This is a genomic window from Pseudomonas sp. RL_5y_Pfl2_73, from assembly GCF_963970515.1.
Classification (GTDB): Bacteria; Pseudomonadota; Gammaproteobacteria; order Pseudomonadales; family Pseudomonadaceae; genus Aquipseudomonas.
The window spans coordinates 37,374-53,024 of sequence record NZ_CAXAPD010000010.1 but is presented as its reverse complement, the minus strand read 5'-3'; the positions used below and the strand labels follow the sequence as shown (position 1 = coordinate 53,024).

Annotated in this window: 16 protein-coding genes and 1 other RNA gene; 7 read left to right on the top strand and 10 right to left on the bottom strand. The window is 61.6% G+C overall.

The features are described 5' to 3' along the window. Positions 1–51 precede the first annotated feature (51 nt). On the bottom strand, positions 52–840 hold the full coding sequence (locus AACY42_RS11975) for a hypothetical protein (protein WP_339479521.1): 789 nt from the start codon (positions 838–840) through the stop codon (positions 52–54). A 226-nt stretch (positions 841–1,066) separates the two neighbouring features. After that, positions 1,067–2,044: an NADPH:quinone oxidoreductase family protein gene (locus AACY42_RS11970; RefSeq protein ID WP_339479520.1), complete on the bottom strand. Its 978-nt coding sequence runs from the start codon at positions 2,042–2,044 to the stop codon at positions 1,067–1,069. Positions 2,045–2,194: 150 nt separating this feature from the next. On the opposite strand from AACY42_RS11970, the gene AACY42_RS11965 reads away from it, so the two are divergent. After that, entirely contained in the window at positions 2,195–2,611 is a 417-nt protein-coding gene (locus tag AACY42_RS11965) for a flagellar basal body-associated protein FliL (RefSeq protein WP_339479519.1), read from the top strand. Positions 2,612–2,678: 67 nt separating this feature from the next. On the opposite strand, the gene AACY42_RS11960 is transcribed toward AACY42_RS11965, so the two are convergent. From AACY42_RS11960 to AACY42_RS11945, 4 genes are all read right to left on the bottom strand, one after another. Beyond that, entirely contained in the window at positions 2,679–3,797 is a 1,119-nt protein-coding gene (locus AACY42_RS11960; protein ID WP_339479517.1) for an ABC transporter permease, read from the bottom strand. Beyond that, positions 3,797–6,520 (bottom strand): ribosome-associated ATPase/putative transporter RbbA, encoded by a 2,724-nt coding sequence (gene rbbA, locus AACY42_RS11955; protein WP_339479516.1) that lies wholly within the window; start codon positions 6,518–6,520, stop codon positions 3,797–3,799. Before rbbA ends, AACY42_RS11960 begins: the two co-directional genes overlap by 1 nt. Further along, a complete protein-coding gene (locus tag AACY42_RS11950; protein ID WP_339479515.1) occupies positions 6,517–7,482 on the bottom strand; it encodes an HlyD family secretion protein in 966 nt (321 codons plus the stop codon). The genes rbbA and AACY42_RS11950 overlap by 4 nt, the downstream gene beginning before the upstream one ends. 81 nt (positions 7,483–7,563) lie before the next feature. Beyond that, the gene (locus AACY42_RS11945; RefSeq protein WP_339479514.1) at positions 7,564–8,013 is read right to left on the bottom strand and encodes an EVE domain-containing protein; all 450 of its coding nucleotides are present in this window, start codon (positions 8,011–8,013) and stop codon (positions 7,564–7,566) included. Positions 8,014–8,208: 195 nt separating this feature from the next. Between AACY42_RS11945 and AACY42_RS11940 the strand changes: the two genes are divergently transcribed. Next, a complete protein-coding gene (locus AACY42_RS11940) occupies positions 8,209–8,355 on the top strand; it encodes a hypothetical protein (RefSeq protein WP_018610636.1) in 147 nt (48 codons plus the stop codon). 35 nt (positions 8,356–8,390) lie between these two features. On the opposite strand, the gene AACY42_RS11935 is transcribed toward AACY42_RS11940, so the two are convergent. The 4 genes from AACY42_RS11935 to AACY42_RS11920 all read right to left on the bottom strand — a co-directional run bounded on the left by AACY42_RS11935 (position 8,391) and on the right by AACY42_RS11920 (position 9,844). Next, positions 8,391–8,996 (bottom strand): 5-formyltetrahydrofolate cyclo-ligase, encoded by a 606-nt coding sequence (locus AACY42_RS11935; RefSeq protein WP_339479509.1) that lies wholly within the window; start codon positions 8,994–8,996, stop codon positions 8,391–8,393. 114 nt (positions 8,997–9,110) lie between these two features. Further along, positions 9,111–9,290: non-coding RNA, 6S RNA (gene ssrS, locus AACY42_RS11930), on the bottom strand. Positions 9,291–9,320: 30 nt separating this feature from the next. After that, entirely contained in the window at positions 9,321–9,638 is a 318-nt protein-coding gene (locus tag AACY42_RS11925) for a cell division protein ZapA (protein WP_003177364.1), read from the bottom strand. After that, positions 9,635–9,844, bottom strand: a complete 210-nt coding sequence (locus AACY42_RS11920) for a TIGR02449 family protein (RefSeq protein ID WP_003177365.1) — start codon at positions 9,842–9,844, stop codon at positions 9,635–9,637. Before AACY42_RS11920 ends, AACY42_RS11925 begins: the two co-directional genes overlap by 4 nt. Before the next feature lie 129 nt (positions 9,845–9,973). Between AACY42_RS11920 and AACY42_RS11915 the strand changes: the two genes are divergently transcribed. The 5 genes from AACY42_RS11915 to AACY42_RS11895 all read left to right on the top strand — a co-directional run bounded on the left by AACY42_RS11915 (position 9,974) and on the right by AACY42_RS11895 (position 15,590). Then, positions 9,974–10,528, top strand: coding sequence for a YecA/YgfB family protein (locus AACY42_RS11915; protein ID WP_339479507.1), 555 nt, complete (start codon positions 9,974–9,976; stop codon positions 10,526–10,528). A gap of 25 nt (positions 10,529–10,553) precedes the next feature. Next, on the top strand, positions 10,554–11,888 hold the full coding sequence (gene pepP / locus AACY42_RS11910; protein ID WP_339479505.1) for a Xaa-Pro aminopeptidase: 1,335 nt from the start codon (positions 10,554–10,556) through the stop codon (positions 11,886–11,888). Beyond that, positions 11,885–13,072, top strand: a complete 1,188-nt coding sequence (gene ubiH / locus AACY42_RS11905) for a 2-octaprenyl-6-methoxyphenyl hydroxylase (protein WP_339479503.1) — start codon at positions 11,885–11,887, stop codon at positions 13,070–13,072. Before pepP ends, ubiH begins: the two co-directional genes overlap by 4 nt. Positions 13,073–13,139: 67 nt before the next feature. After that, positions 13,140–14,357: a 2-octaprenyl-3-methyl-6-methoxy-1,4-benzoquinol hydroxylase gene (locus AACY42_RS11900; RefSeq protein ID WP_339479718.1), complete on the top strand. Its 1,218-nt coding sequence runs from the start codon at positions 13,140–13,142 to the stop codon at positions 14,355–14,357. Between the two features lie 228 nt (positions 14,358–14,585). Beyond that, a complete protein-coding gene (locus tag AACY42_RS11895; protein WP_339479502.1) occupies positions 14,586–15,590 on the top strand; it encodes an extracellular solute-binding protein in 1,005 nt (334 codons plus the stop codon). The last annotated feature ends 61 nt before the right edge of the window (positions 15,591–15,651 follow it).

The window sequence follows — 15,651 nt, the reverse complement described above, 5'->3', positions numbered from 1 at the left end:
CAATAATCTTGGCTAAGGCTGCTTTATAGTTCCTAAGCGACTGGAAGGAGGTTAGTCCGCCTGTTGCACCCAGCGTTGATGAGACTTTTTTAGTAAAAAGCCTGGTAGAAGCTGGAGGTGAATATTTTTTTCTTGATTGATAATCCTAAGGTTTTCATTTGCTGCTGATGCGGAGTCCTTTTGTCCGACTTTGACAGCAGCCTGCTCGACTTTTTTTGATGATTGTCCCAGTTGTTCGGCAAGAATGTCTTTTTGCAATGAAAGTCGTTTCAGCTCCAACGCTGATCGGTATGCGTTATCGATCGCTGAGTAAGCGACGGCGATATTGGGTGGGGAGGTCTGCAGGCTTTCCATTACTCTTTTGAAAGACAATTCCTTCATCAGGAAAAATGGATTGTGACCGTACAGCGAGTAAGCATTTTTGGTGCGTGCTTGATACTCGGATTCTTTGGAATGAATAGCCTTTAGCGTTACATCATGCTCTGTCTTAGCTTTTTCCAAAGGCGAAAGTGGACGAGCACCTATTGCTGATTTTTTCGCTTGATCTAGTTCTTTTATGGTTGTTTCGGTAAGTTTTATAAATATATTGCGATACTCGGCATCGATGACTTTGCTGTTTTCTATTCGCTCTCTCATCATGTCATCCCATGCGTAGGGAATAGACGCGTTGTGTCTTTTTGAAGTTCTAGTGACCCCTCTAGGAGGCCCCTCGTACGGGCCCCAAGCTCCTTGGAAATATCCCCCAGTGGAATTGTTACCTTTGATCGATAAAGGACCTATTTCGTATGAGCCGGGGCCCAATTGTTTGTGAGGTCCTAAATATGTATTTGCATCGCACATATGACTTATCCATGTCGGCTTGTCCGTTACTGAATGGCTCCACGCTGCTGCGAGGGGTTGTTGTGTGCGAAGAAGGTTTGCGTTTTTTTTCGGCGGGGGTGCGGTATATATCTACCGCCAAATCAGTTTTTATTTATGGCTGCTGAACAATCCAACACAGGCTAATTGGAATAAAAAAGGCCAGAACCACCTCATCAGCGGTTCTGGCCTTTTTGTCCGCCTGGTTTCAACGCACCTGAACCACCACCTTCCCCACCGCCTTGCGCTGCCCCAGGTCATTGATCGCCTGGGCAGCATTGCTCAGCGGGTACACCTGCGACACCAGCGGCTTGAGCTTGCCCTCGGCGAACCAGTCGAACAATTGCCGGAAGTTGGCGGCGTTGTCCTGGGGCTGGCGCTGGGCGAAAGAGCCCCAGAATACCCCCACTACGGCGGCGCCCTTGAGCAGGGCCAGGTTCACCGGCAGTTCGGGGATGCGTCCGCTGGCAAAGCCGACCACCAGCAACCGGCCGTTCCAGGCGATGGCGCGGACGGCCTGGTCGAACAGGTCGCCACCTACCGGGTCGTAGATCACATCGGTACCCTGGCCGTCGGTGAGGCGCTTGATTTCATCCTTCAGGCTGGTTTCGTTGTAGTTGATCAATTCGTCGGCGCCGGCCGCCTTGGCCACGGCGAGTTTCTCCGCGCTGCTGGCAGCGGCGATCACCCGGGCGCCCATGGCCTTGCCGATCTCCACCGCCGCCAGGCCGACACCTCCGGAGGCGCCGAGCACCAGCAGGGTTTCGCCGGGTTGCAGGTTGGCCCGTTGCTTGAGGGCATGCATCGAGGTGCCATACGTCATGCTGAAGGCGGCGGCGGTGTTGAAGTCCATGGACGCAGGGATCGGCAGCACGTTGTAGCCAGGTACCGCCACCTGTTCGGCAAAGCTGCCCCAGCCGGTCAGCGCCATCACCCGGTCGCCGACCTTCAAGTGGCTGACTTTCTCTCCCACTTCGCTAACGACGCCCGCCGCTTCGCCGCCGGGGGAAAACGGGAAGGGGGGTTTGAATTGGTATTTGCCCTCGATGATCAGCGTGTCAGGGAAGTTCACCCCGGCGGCATGCACGTCCAGCAGCACTTCGTTCTTCTTGGCGACGGGGCTGGCGACGTCTTCCAGCACCAGCGATTCGGCGGGGCCGAATTCTTTGCACAGCACGGCTTTCATCAGGGCTATTCCTTTGGGAGTGATGGCCGATAAGTGTAGGTGTGAGAGACAGCGGGTCAACGAGCATGCCCCGCCCTGATAGCCGGCCATAAGCTTGTGCTTGAACGGCGGGTCGGTATGCTGGGCCGCAAACCGGATGAGGAGTCGATTGTGAAAGCGTGGATCATGTTAATGCTGGCCCTGTCGTTGCCTGTGGCAGCAATGGCCGAAGAGGGCAAGGAAGCGAAGGAAGGCGAGGCGCCGAAAGTCAGCTACATCACCCTCAGCCCACCCTTTGTCGGCAACTACGGGCTCGACGGCTCGGCGAAGCTGCGGGTCTACAAGGCCGATGTGGCCCTGCGCGTGAGCGGAGATGCCGCTGCCGCGGCGGTCAAGGCCAATGAGCCGTTGATTCGCAACCAGTTGGTGGCGTTGTTCGCCCAGCAGACCACCGAGGCCATGAATAACCTGGAAGCCAAGGAGAAGTTGCGCCAGGAAGCGTTGAAACAGACCCAGCAGGTGATGAACGACGAAACCGGCAAGCCGATGGTCGATGACCTGTTGTTCAATAACCTGATCATTCAGTAAGCCGGCTCGATCGCAGCCTTTGGCAGTGCCTGGTTCTCCTGGCGCTGCCAAAGGCTGCTTTTTATCGTCAAGACGCCAGGCTTTTCCGAAACCTGGCCAGGGCGATTGCAAAGAACAACAACCCAATGGCCGCCAGCGCCAACAGGTCCGGCCAGATCACGCCAGGGCCGGCATCTCGGAACAGGATCGCCGCGCTGAGGCTGACGAAATGCGTCGAGGGCGAGCCCTGCATCACCCATTGCAACCATTGCGGCATGCTATCCAGCGGTGTACTGCCGCCCGACAACAGCAGCATCGGGATGATGACCGGGATCGCCAGCAAGCCGAATTGCGGCGTCGAACGGGCGAGGGTGGCAAGGAAGATGCCCAGTGAGGTGCTGGCGAACAGGTAGAGTGCGGTCACCAGCAGGAAGAGCAGCATGGAGCCGGCAAGCGGTACGCCCAGGGCGAACTTGACGATGATTTCCAGCGACGCCCAGGTGCACAGCACCACCACCAGCAAGTTGCTCCAGATTTTCGCCAGCATGATTTCCAATGCCGTCAGCGGCAGCACCAGCAAGTGGTCGAGGGTGCCGTGTTCGCGCTCGCGCAGCAGCGCGGTTCCCGTCAGGATGATCGCCAGGATCGTGATGTTGTTGACGATCTGGATCACCGCCAGGAACCAGCCACCTTCCAGGTTGGTATTGAACAGCGAACGCGTGGTCAGTCTCACGGGTGTTGCTTCGCGCGTTTGTGCCTGGCCGGCGTAGGTCGTCAGTTCCTGTTGGAAAATCCGTCCGATGTAGCCGGCGCCCATGAACGCCTGGCTCATGGCCGTGGCATCGACGTTGAGTTGCAGCGTCGGTTCGCGTCCGGCGAGCAGGTCGGCCTGGAAGTTGGCGGGCACGTTAATGACAAAGGTGTAGCGGCCACTGTCCATGACCTTGTCCAGTTCGGCATAGGGCAAGGCCACCGGGTGCTGGAACTCCGGCGGTTGCAGGACCTGGGCCAATTGGCGCGAAAGATGGCTCTGGTCTTCGTCCACCATTGCGACACTGGCGTTGTGGACGCCGATCACCGAGCCGGCGGCCGGCATGTAGATCGCCACGGTGAAGGCGTAGCCCAAAAACAGCAGCAGGACGGAGTCGTAGCGCAGGCTGGTCAGCTCCTTGAGCCCCAGACGCCAGATATGTGAAAGCGTGTGCATCAGGCCTCCTGCTTTTTCAGCATGATCAGGCTGAGCCCGGTGAAACCCAGGAAAAATCCGCCCAGCGCCAGGCATTGCGGCCATAGCTGTCGTAGATCCAGGGCTTTGGTGAAGGTGCCGACGGCGATATCCAGGAAGTAACCGGCGGGAAACAACTGGCCCATCACCGAAGCGGCACCTTCCAGGGACGAGCGCGGCACGATCAGCCCCGAAAACTGGATGGTCGGCAGGCTGGTGATGATCATGGTGCCGAGGATCGCCGCGATCTGGGTGCGGGTGAACGCCGATATCAGCATTCCCATGCTGGTGGTCGCCAGTACATAGAGCAGGCCGCCCACCGCCAGCGTCAGGCCGCTGCCCTTGAACGGCACGCCGAACAGCCAGCGGTTCATCGCTGTCAGCAGGGCCAGGTTGATCAGGCTGACGGCCAGGTAGGGCACTTGTTTGCCCAGCAGGAACTCCAGGCGGGTCAGCGGCGTGGCGTAGAAATTGGTGATCGAGCCCAGTTCCTTCTCCCGCACGATGCCCAGCGCCGTCAACATGGCCGGAATGAACGCCAGGATCAGCGCCATGACTCCGGGGCCGATGGCGTTGACGCTGACCACGTCCTGGTTATAACGAAAGCGCGTCTCCAGTGTCGCGCCGGGTTGCCGGGTCGGCGCGCGGCTGCTGAATTCAGCCAGTTGCTCAAGGTTGGCCTGGTGCACGGCCTGGACGTAGTTGCGACTGGTCTCGGCCCGGAACGGTATGCCGCCGTCCAGCCAGGCGCCCACCGTTGGCTGGCGGCCGGCGTAAAGGTCACGACCGAAGCCTGGGGGGATCTCCAGGGCCAGCTTGATTTCCGAGCGCTGCAAACGTCGATGCAGCTCCTTCGCGTCGCGGATGATCGGCTGCTCCTCGAAGTAGCGCGAGCTGCGGAACGCTTCCAGGTAGGCACGGCTTTGCGGGCTCTGATCCTGGTCATACACGGCGAAGGCGAGTTTCTCCACATCGAGGGAAATACCAAAGCCGAAGACCACCATCATGAACAAAGCTCCCAGCAGGGCGAAAGCCATCCGCACTTTGTCGCGCAGCAGCTCCTTGCCTTCCCGACTGGCGACGGCCCACAGGCGACCGAGGCTCAGGCCGCGCTGGTCCCGGGGGGCGTCGGCACTGTCGAGGGTCACGGGGGGGGCGTCTTGCTGCGTCTGGCCCTGGGCTTTTTCCAGGCATGTGACGAACGCGGCTTCCAGCGTCTGGCCGTTGAACTGCGCCTGCAAGGCCGCTGGTGTGTCGCATGCCAGGACCTTGCCGGCGTGCATCAGCGAAATGCGATCGCAGCGCTGGGCTTCGTTCATGAAGTGCGTGGAAAGAAAAATCGTCACGCCCTGTTCGCGAGACAGCTCGATCAACAGCCGCCAGAAATCATCCCGTGCAGCGGGGTCGACACCCGAGGTCGGCTCATCGAGGATCAGCACTTCCGGGCGATGCAGCACGGCCACCGCCAAGGACAAACGTTGGCGCAAGCCCAGTGGCAGCGCGCCGGAGGGCTGGTCCGCCAGTGCCTGAAGATTGAAACGCTGGATCAGTTCGTCGATGCGCTGGCGGCTCTGCGTCGTAGGCAGGTCGAAGAGCTTGGCGTGCAGTTCCAGGTTTTGGCGCACGCTCAGTTCGCCGTACAGCGAAAAACTCTGGGACATGAAACCCACCCGCTTGCGGGTGGCCAGATCCTTGGCGTTGACCGGGTTGCCCAACAACTGGGCGCTGCCTTCGCTGGCGGGGATCAGCCCGGTCAGCACCTTCATGGTGGTGGTCTTGCCGCAACCGTTGGAGCCCAGGAAGCCAAAAATTTCACCGCGACCAATGGCGAAGCTGACGTTGTCGACGGCGGTGAAATCGCCGAAGCGCAAGGTGAGGTCGTGGGCTTGGATGGCAATGTCGGTGGTGTTGGCGCTCCTGGGGGGAATCACCAGCGGTTCGGCATCGCGACCGCTGTCGCCCTGGAAATGGGTGAAGGCCGCGTCGAGCTTGCCGTCCGGGGTGACCTTGGCCAGCTCTGTGCTCAGGCCCTTGGCGATCAGGCGACCGTTATCGAGCATCAGGCAATGCTCGAATTGTTCGGCCTCTTCCATGTACGCGGTGGCGACCAGTAGGGTCAGTTGCGGGCGTTGTCGGCGCACGTCTTCTATCAGTTCCCAGAAGCGTCGTCGGGACAGCGGGTCCACGCCCGTGGTGGGTTCGTCGAGAATCAGCAGGTCCGGTTCATGGATCAGCGCGCAACACAGGCCGAGCTTTTGCTTCATGCCGCCGGACAGCTTGCCCGCCGGGCGATCGGCAAAGCGCTGCAGGTCGGTGGCCAGCAGCAAGGTGCCCATGCGTTGTTCGCATTCAGCCCGCGATAGCCCGAACAGCGTGCCGAAGAACCGAATGTTCTCGCGTATCGACAGGTCCGGGTAAAGGTTGCCCCCCAGCCCTTGGGGCATGAAAGCAATGCGTCGGTAGAGGGTATTGCGATGGCGTCGGTCGTCGATCGAGGCGCCGAGCACGTCCAGTTGGCCGTGCTGGAGTTTCTTCACTCCGGCAATCAGCCCCAGCAGGCTCGACTTGCCGGCGCCGTCCGGGCCGATCAGGCCGCAGCGAGTGCCGACGGGCAAGCTGAAGGCGATATCGCTCAGCGCCACCTGCTGGCCGTAGCGATGCGCGATGCCCGAGGCGTGCAATGCCTCGTCGAGGGTAGCGCTCATTGCAAGTTGGCCGGCCAGTCGATGGGGGCGGTGCGTACGTAGCCGGCGCCGGGCATGCCGGGTTTGGCCTGGGGCACTTCGCCGGGTTGGGTCAGGCGCACTTTGACGCGGAACACCAGTTTCTGGCGCTCATCACGGGTCTCGACTTCTTTCGGGGTGAACTGTGATTTGGCCGCGACGAAGCTGACTTTGGCCGGCAGCGGTCGCTCGGGCAGGGCGTCGAGCAGCAGTCGCGCTTCATCGCCCACCGCCAGCTTCCCGGCCACCGACGCTGGCAGGTAAAGATTCATGTATTGGTCGTGCGGATCGATCATCAGCAGTACACGGCCGCCGGCTCCCAGCACTTCACCTGGCTCGGCCAGGCGCAACTGGATCACGCCGTCGAGCGGTGCCCGCAACGTACTGTCATCAATTTCACTGGTGAGCTGGGCCACTTGGGCCAGGGTCGCACCGATGGCCGCATTCGCCGCCGCTACCTGGGCCCGGGCGGCGTTGACCGCGGCGTTGGCGGTGTCGACGCGGGCTTGTTGCTGGTCGATGACCTGGCCGCTGGCGTAACCGCGCTTGAACAGTTCCTGGCTCCGCTTGAGCTCCTGGTGAGCGAGCAATTGCTCGCTCTGGCGCAACTGCACGTTGGCTTCGGTGGCGGCGACGTTCTGCCGGGCGCGCACGACTTCTGCCTCGGCCTGGTTGCGCTGGGCCTCCAGGGTGCGGGTATCCATGCGCGCCAGCACTTGGCCCTTGATGACGTTGTCGCCTTCGTCGACATGAACGTCGGCCAGGCGCCCGGGCGTCTTGCTGGCGATCTGTACTTCAGTGGCCTCCAGGCGACCGTTGCCCATGCTCAAGCCTTCCGGCAGGCGATCGTGGCGTGATTTCCAGTAGCCGAAACCGCCAGCGGCCAGCAACACCGTCATCAAGGCGAGGGCAAAAAAACGAGAGGTACGATGGTTCGTCGACATGTCCGGCATCCTGCGGCTATAGCATCGAAGTCTGCGGGATCAATGGCCGACCCAGCTTGATGTCCATCAACTCATTGGCGATCAGCGCAGGGCAATCACTGCGGCCCATTGTTCGGCCGTGACAGGCATCACCGACAGTCGCGAGCCTTTCTGCACCAGTGGCATTTCAGCCAGGGCGGTCTGTTGCTTGAGGTAGTCGAGCTTCAGCACGTGGGGAAATGTTTCGACGTGGGCCACGTCGATCGCGGTCCAGGGGTTTTTGTCCGGGCCGGCCTTGGAGTCGAAGTAATGGCTGTCGGGTTCCAGCGCCGTTGGGTCAGGATAGGCCGCGCGGACGATCCGGCCGATCCCCGCAATGCCTGGCTCGGGGCAACTGGAGTGGTAGAAAAAGAACGCATCGCCCACCGCCATGTTCCGCAGAAAGTTACGCGCCTGGTAGTTGCGAACCCCATCCCAGCGTGCCTGGTCGAGCTTTTCCAGACCTTGGATGGACAATTCGTCAGGCTCGGACTTCATCAACCAGTAGGCCATGCTTTCTTCTCCTTGGCAGTGGGGATAAAAATAGTTCAGCGATTTTATGACAAACCGACAGTCGGTTGACGTCAGAGTTTGCGTGTCGGGGCCGGTTGCCGCAAAATGCCGGCCTTCCAAGCTTGACGCTGCTGCACGGCCAATAAGAAAACCGCTGCTGTCATCGTGTGTGATATGCCTTGAGGGGGGCAATCGATGAAACGCAAACCGGATTTGTTGTGGATCTTAGTCATTCTGTTCGGCCTGGGTGTCGTGACCACGGGTTACGCCCAAAGCCTGTGGGCCAACAAGGCCGACGCGCCGGTGGAAATCACCCAACCCGCGCCATCGCTCAAACGCTGAACCCGCGTTCCTGGCGCCGCTGATGACCGCGGCGTCTACCCCGCGATATACCAATGCCTGTCGCTGACCGTTCCCTGCAGCGGCACGTCCCAGCTTGCCTGCGCCAATCGTTCGACTTTCTGGCATTCATGGGCCAGCCCTAATAGCGTCGGCTTGCGCCACTGCTTGCGCCGTGCCAGATACGCCAGGCTGCGGTCATAAAAGCCGCCGCCCATGCCCAGTCGACCACCCGCATCGTCAAACCCCACCAGTGGCAACAACACCAGGTCCAGCGTCCAGACCTTGCGTTGCCGGGCGATGTTCTTGCGCGGCTCAGGAATACGAAATCGGTTGGGCTGCATTTTTTCGCCGGGGTGGATGCGCTGGAACACCATCTTGGTCTGCGGCCAGGGGCTGAGTACTGGCAGGTAAGTGGCCTTGCCTCGGCGCTGTGCTGCGCGCAGCAGCAGGCGCGGGTTGATCTCGCCGTCGTTGGGCAGGTACAAGGCGATGTGCCGCGCACGGCGAAACAGCGGATGCTGGGCCAGTTGTTTGTACAGCCCACGGGCGGCTTGCCGTTGCTGGGCGGGCGTCAGGGCGCGACGGGCCTGGCGCAGCAGGCGTCGAAGTTGCGGGCGGGGCAGCAACGCAGGTTCGGTCATATCAGTGCTTCACGCAGTGGCGATGCCACAGCGTAACCGCAAAACCGGCTGCTCAGAAATCCCTGCGCCAGAAACGACAATGCCAGTCCACATGGACTGGCATTGTCTGGAGTCAGGCTCCCCGGATGAACCGCTGTCGGCTTAGCCCTTGAACCCGAAAGTTCAAGGTGGAAGTTGCAGGGGGCGTTAAGGCTTTCCGTCAAGCGGACATGCACACCGGCCCCAACGTGCAACCCCCGTGGTTGTGCGTATCGGCTCAGGGACATCACCAACTGGCAAGCACCCCAGGGAGTGAGGCGAGTATACCCCAGGCAGCCTCGCGAATCAGCCTTTGCTGACATCTGGATCGGTGGCGAGCACCAGATCCACCCGATCGAGCAGGTCGCGCACCTGTTCACGGGTCGAGCCGCTGACCTGCAGGTCAGGCGTATCCTGGCGATGCAACAGGTCGTGGGTGATGTTCAAGGCGGCCATCACGGCGATGCGGTCGGCGCCGATGACTTTGCCGCTGCTGCGGATCTCGCGCATCTTGCCGTCCAGGTAACGGGCGGCGCTCACCAGGTTGCTACGTTCTTCCTGGGGACAGATGATCGAATATTCTTTGTCGAGGATCTGCACTGTAACGCTATTGCTTGAACTCATGAGTCTTGCTCCAGGGCCTTGAGGCGCGAAATCATCGATTCGACCTTACGCCGGGCGATTTCGTTTTTTTCAATGAGATGCGCGCGTTCCTCGCGCCAGGTTTTTTCCTGAGCTAATAGGAGTCCGTTTTGGCTCTTAAGTTGCTCGACCCGGTCAATTAGCAGTTCGAGTCTGGCCATCAGCGCTTGCAGGTCGGTGTCTTCCATTGTGTCCACTGAAGATTGTGTCTGATGGAGGGTATGGGTCGCACAGCCTCTGATAGTCTTGGCGAGTCTGTCGATGTAGGATACAAGGCCTCCATTCTAGACATAGCGCCGTCTGGCGCCTAGCTGCCCATGCCCATTCAGAAATCCCCGTATCAAGCATTCGCCGTCCTGCTGAGCAACAACGGTCATCCTGTCACGCCTGCCGAACTGCATGGCCTGCTGCTCGGTCGCAGCTGCGCCGGTGCCGGTTTCGATGCCGATGGCTGGTTGGTCGACGCCGCCGAGCTGCTGGAAGGCGAGCCGACGGACCAAGTGCGCAATGCGCTCATCGGCCTGCAGGAAATGGTCAAGGGTGAGTTGACCAGCGATGACATGACCGTCGTCCTGCTGCTGCCCACTGACGACGCCCCCTTGGCCGAACGCGCCGCTGCGCTGGGCCAATGGTGCCAGGGTTTCCTCGCCGGCTTCGGCCTGACCCGCCGCGAATACGCCTTGAGCGAAGAGGTCACGGAGGTGTTGCAGGACTTGGCCGCGATCTCCCAGGTCCAGGATGCCCTGGAAGAATCCGATGACGGCGAAAGCGACTACATGGAAGTGATGGAGTACCTGCGGGTCGCCCCATTGCTGCTGTTCACCGAGACCAAGAAAACCGATGCAGCGGCCCCCAAGCCGTCCTTGCATTAATTTTTAGAGGGAACCCCATCTGCCCATGATTCATATCCCGAAATCGGAATACAGCCGTCGCCGCAAGGCCCTGATGGCGCAGATGGAACCCAACAGCATCGCAATCCTGCCCGCCGCCGCGGTTGCGATCCGCAACCGTGATGTCGAGCACGTCTACCGCCAGGACAGCGATTTCCAGTACCTCAGCGGCTTTCCCGAGCCGCAAGCGGTGCTGGTGCTGATGCCGGGCCGCGCCCATGGCGAATACATCCTCTTTTGCCGCGAACGCAACGCCGAACGTGAATTGTGGGACGGCCTGCGCGCCGGCCAGGAAGGGGCGATCCGTGACTACGGCGCCGACGATGCATTTCCCATCACCGACATCGACGACATCCTGCCGGGCCTGATCGAAGGCCGCGACCGGGTGTATTCGGCCATGGGCAGCAACCCGGAATTCGACCGGCACCTGATGGAGTGGATCAACGTGATTCGCTCCAAGGCCCACCTCGGCGCCCAACCGCCGAACGAATTCGTTGCCCTGGATCATCTGTTGCATGACATGCGCCTGTATAAATCGGCGGCGGAAGTGAAGGTGATGCGCGAAGCGGCGCGGATCTCCGCCCAGGCGCACATCCGGGCGATGCAGGCGGCGCGCCCGGGGCTGCATGAGTTCAGCCTGGAAGCCGAGCTCGATTATGAGTTCCGCAAGGGCGGGGCGAAGATGCCGGCCTATGGCTCGATCGTCGCGGCGGGGCGCAACAGCTGCATTCTGCATTACCAGCAGAACGACGCGCTGCTCAAGGACGGTGACCTGGTGCTGGTCGACGCCGGCTGTGAAATCGACTGCTACGCCAGCGATATCACCCGAACCTGGCCGATCAGTGGCAAGTTTTCACCCGAGCAGAAGGCGATCTACGAAGTGGTGCTGGCGGCTCAGGAAGCCGCGTTTGCCCAGATCGCGCCGGACAAGCATTGGAATCAGGCCCACGAAGCGACGGTGCGGGTGATTACCGAGGGGTTGGTGCACCTTGGGCTGCTGGAGGGTGAGGTGGATGCGTTGATCGCCAGCGAGGCCTACAAGGCGTTCTACATGCACCGCGCTGGCCACTGGCTGGGCATGGACGTGCATGACGTGGGTGAATACCGGGTTGGTGGCGAGTGGCGGGTACTTGAGGTCGGCATGACGCTGACGGTCGAGCCGGGCATCTACATCAGCCCGAACAACCGCAGCGTAGCGAAAAAATGGCGCGGCATTGGCGTGCGCATCGAGGATGACGTGGTAGTGACCAAAACCGGTTGTGAAATCCTGAGCCACGGCGTACCGAAGACGGTCGCCGACATCGAGGCCCTGATAACCGCCGCACGGGATCAAGCGACATGAGCCGGGTCAACGTGGTGATCATCGGCGGCGGCCTGGTCGGCGCGAGCCTGGCGCTGGCTCTGCAGGTCGGTGCCAAGACCCGGGGCTGGAAGATCATGCTGATCGAGCCCTTCGCCCCCGGCGATGCCTGGCAGCCAAGCTACGATGCCCGGTCCTCGGCATTGTCCTACGGTGCCCGGCAAATTTATCAACGCTTGGGTGTCTGGCAGGAGATTTCCCGCCGCGCCGAGCCGATCAAACAGATCCATGTCTCCGACCGCGGGCGGTTTTCCACGGCGCGGCTGTCCGCCATGGAGGAGGGCGTGCCGGCGCTGGGCTACGTGGTGGAGAACGCCTGGCTCGGCCAATGCCTGTGGCAAGGCCTGGACCCTGAGGTGGTCAGCTGGCGCTGCCCGGCGCAGGTCACCCGGATGGAACCGCTGGTCGGTGGTTATCGCCTGACCCTCGACGACGAAACCACCCTGGAATGCGACCTTGCCGTACTGGCTGATGGTGGCCGCTCCGGCCTGCGCGAGCAGTTGGGTATCGGCGTGCGCAGTCGGCCCTACGACCAGAGCGCCTTGATCGCCAACATCACCCCCAGCGAAGCCCACAACGGCATGGCCTTCGAACGTTTCACCGATGACGGCCCGATGGCCTTGTTGCCGCTGCCGGAGAATCGTTGTGCGCTGGTCTGGACCCGCCAGGGCATGGACGCGCAACGGCTGGCGGCGCTCGACGAGCGCAGTTTCCTCAGCGAATTGCAGGGCGTGTTCGGTTATCGCCTGGGCACCCTGAAACAGGTGGGCGTGCGACATCTGTACCCGCTGGCGCTGGTGGAGGCCGAAGAACAGGTCCGTCCGCACTTGGCGATCCTGGGCAACGCCGCCCACAGCCTGCACCCGATTGCCGGGCAGGGGTTCAACTTGTCCCTGCGCGATGCCCAGGCCCTGGCCGATGCCTTGCTCGACAGCGAAAGCGAGCCTGGGGATTTTGCCGTGTTGCAAGCCTATCGCGAGCGCCAGCGAATGGATCAGGCCCTGACCGTGGGCTTCTCCGACCAGGTCACGCGGCTGTTCGCCAGCAGCCTGCCGTTGGTGTCCCTGGGCCGCAATCTCGGCCTGTTGGGCCTCGACTTGCTGCCTCCGGCCAAGCGCTGGTTCGCCCGTCAGGCCATGGGGCTGGGGACGCGTCCCGATGCTTGAGGCAGGGGCTGTCATTTCTTCTCATGGGCGGCTGATGTCGCCCGCAAAACAGGCTTAGAGCATGGAATTGCGTGCAGATCTGCTGATTGTCGGCGCCGGTATGGTCGGCAGCGCCCTGGCGCTGGCGTTGCAGGGCAGTGGCCTGCAAGTGCTGTTGCTCGACGGCAGCCCGATGAGCGTCAAACCCTTCGATCCCCAGGCCGCGTTCGAGCCCCGGGTCAGTGCCTTGTCGACGGCCAGCCAGCGGATCCTCGATCGCCTGGGCGTCTGGGACGGCATCACCGCCCGGCGCGCCAGCCCCTATACCGACATGCACGTCTGGGACGGTAGCGGCACCGGGCAGATCCATTTCTCGGCCGCCAGCCTGCACGCCGAGGCGCTTGGGCACATCGTTGAAAACCGCGTTGTGCAGGACGCCTTGCTGGATCGGCTGCATGACGGTGACCTGGGCCTGCTGGCAAATGCCCGGCTGGAACAGATGCGTCGTTCCGGTGACGACTGGCTGCTGACCCTGGCCGATGGCCGCACGTTGCGGGCGCCCCTGGTCATCGCGGCTGACGGCGCGAACTCCGCGGTGCGTCGCCTGACCGGCGTCGCCACGCGCGAATGGGATTACCTGCACCACGCCATCGTCACCAGCGTGCGCAGCGCCCGGCCGCATCGAATGACGGCCTGGCAGCGTTTCACCGACAGCGGCCCGCTGGCGTTCCTGCCACTTGAGCGTGACGGCCAGCACGACTGGTGCTCGGTCGTCTGGTCCACCCCCCCCGGTGAAGCGCAGCGCTTGATGGCGCTCGATGAAACTGAATTCTGCAGCGAACTGGAACGAGCTTTCGAAGGCCAGCTCGGTACGGTACTGAGTGCCGACCCGCGCCTATGCGTGCCGCTGCGCCAACGACATGCCAAGCGCTATGTGGCCGAAGGGCTGGCGCTGATCGGCGATGCCGCCCATACCATTCATCCGTTGGCCGGGCAGGGCGTGAACCTGGGCTTCCTCGACGCCGCCATGCTGGCCGAAGTGCTGTTACAAGCGGCCGGGCGTGGTGAACGTCTGGCAGGCGTGAAGGTGCTGAGCCGCTACGAGCGGCGACGCATGCCCCATAACCTGGCGTTGATGGCGGCGATGGAGGGTTTCGAGCGCTTGTTCCAGGCCGATCCACTGCCGGTGCGCTGGTTGCGTAACACCGGGCTGAAGCTGGTAGACCGGATGCCTGAGGCCAAGGCGTTGTTTGTGCGCGAGGCGCTGGGGTTGATTGGGGATTTGCCGGATCTGGCCAAGGCCTGAGATGTGCGTTGGGGCTTATGGCCTCATCGCGGGCAAGCCTTGCTCCCACAGGTGTGCAATGTGGGACGAGCTTTTGTGGGAGCAAGGCTTGCCCGCGATGGCGGACACCAAAACACAGCGCGTCTCAAGGCTGCAACATTTGGAAATGTGTCCGGCCATTGTTCGATTGAGATGCCAAATGTGACTCCTTATCATTTGCGCTTCGTTCACAATCCAGAGACCGCTACCATGTTGGCATCCAAGCGCCTGCTGTCCGCCCTCGCCTTGACCCTGATCGGTACCACTGCTGCCCAGGCCGCCGATGAGGTGGTGGTCTACTCTTCGCGTATCGATGAACTGATCAAGCCCGTTTTCGATGCCTACACCAAGAAGACCGGCGTGTCAGTGAAGTTCATCACCGACAAGGAAGCGCCATTGATGCAGCGGATCAAGGCCGAGGGCGAAAACGCCACCGCCGACCTGCTGCTCACCGTCGACGCCGGGAACCTCTGGCAGGCCGAGCAAATGGGCATCCTCCAACCGTTCACCTCGCCGGTGATCGATGCCAACATCCCTTCTCAATACCGCGCTTCTTCCCACGCCTGGACCGGCTTGAGCCTGCGGGCGCGGACCATTGTCTACTCCACCGACCGGGTTAAACCTGGTGAATTGACCACCTATGAAGCGCTGGCTGGCAAAGAGTGGGAAGGCCGCCTGTGCCTGCGGACCTCGAAAAAGGTCTATAACCAGTCCCTGACCGCCACGCTGATCGAAACCCACGGGACGGAAAAAACCGAGGAACTTCTCAAGGGCTGGGTCCGGAACCTGTCCACCGACGTCTTCTCCGATGACACCGCACTGCTTGAGGCAATCAACGCCGGGCAGTGCGACGTCGGCATCGTCAACACCTACTACTATGGCCGCCTGCACCAGCAGAAGCCGGACCTGAAGGTGAAGCTGTTCTGGCCAAACCAGGCCGACCGCGGCGTGCACATCAACCTCTCGGGAATTGGCTTGACCAAGCATGCACCGCATCCGGATGCCGCGAAGAAGCTGGTGGAGTGGATGACCACGCCAGAAGCGCAAAACATTTTCGCCGACGTGAACCAGGAATTCCCGGCCAACCCGAAAGTCGAGCCATCCAAGGAAGTGGCGGCCTGGGGCAAGTTCAAGGCCGATACCTTGCCGGTGGAAGTCGCGGGTAAACGCCAGGCCGAAGCCATTCGCATGATGGATCGCGCTGGCTGGAACTGAACCTGTGGTGAGGGAGCTCGCTCCCACCGGACCTGTCGGACCTGTCGGACCTGTCGGACCT

Excerpts from the sequence above, each read along its gene's own strand:
- AACY42_RS11975 (WP_339479521.1), bottom strand. The coding sequence starts at position 840 with ATGTGCGATGCAAATACATATTTAGGACCTCACAAACAATTGGGCCCC.
- AACY42_RS11970 (WP_339479520.1), bottom strand. The coding sequence starts at position 2,044 with ATGAAAGCCGTGCTGTGCAAAGAATTCGGCCCCGCCGAATCGCTGGTG.
- AACY42_RS11960 (WP_339479517.1), bottom strand. The coding sequence starts at position 3,797 with ATGCACACGCTTTCACATATCTGGCGTCTGGGGCTCAAGGAGCTGACC.
- rbbA (WP_339479516.1), bottom strand. The coding sequence starts at position 6,520 with ATGAGCGCTACCCTCGACGAGGCATTGCACGCCTCGGGCATCGCGCAT.
- AACY42_RS11950 (WP_339479515.1), bottom strand. The coding sequence starts at position 7,482 with ATGTCGACGAACCATCGTACCTCTCGTTTTTTTGCCCTCGCCTTGATG.
- AACY42_RS11945 (WP_339479514.1), bottom strand. The coding sequence starts at position 8,013 with ATGGCCTACTGGTTGATGAAGTCCGAGCCTGACGAATTGTCCATCCAA.
- AACY42_RS11940 (WP_018610636.1), top strand. The coding sequence starts at position 8,209 with ATGAAACGCAAACCGGATTTGTTGTGGATCTTAGTCATTCTGTTCGGC.
- AACY42_RS11935 (WP_339479509.1), bottom strand. The coding sequence starts at position 8,996 with ATGACCGAACCTGCGTTGCTGCCCCGCCCGCAACTTCGACGCCTGCTG.
- AACY42_RS11925 (WP_003177364.1), bottom strand. The coding sequence starts at position 9,638 with ATGAGTTCAAGCAATAGCGTTACAGTGCAGATCCTCGACAAAGAATAT.
- AACY42_RS11920 (WP_003177365.1), bottom strand. The coding sequence starts at position 9,844 with ATGGAAGACACCGACCTGCAAGCGCTGATGGCCAGACTCGAACTGCTA.
- AACY42_RS11915 (WP_339479507.1), top strand. The coding sequence starts at position 9,974 with ATGCCCATTCAGAAATCCCCGTATCAAGCATTCGCCGTCCTGCTGAGC.
- pepP (WP_339479505.1), top strand. The coding sequence starts at position 10,554 with ATGATTCATATCCCGAAATCGGAATACAGCCGTCGCCGCAAGGCCCTG.
- ubiH (WP_339479503.1), top strand. The coding sequence starts at position 11,885 with ATGAGCCGGGTCAACGTGGTGATCATCGGCGGCGGCCTGGTCGGCGCG.
- AACY42_RS11895 (WP_339479502.1), top strand. The coding sequence starts at position 14,586 with ATGTTGGCATCCAAGCGCCTGCTGTCCGCCCTCGCCTTGACCCTGATC.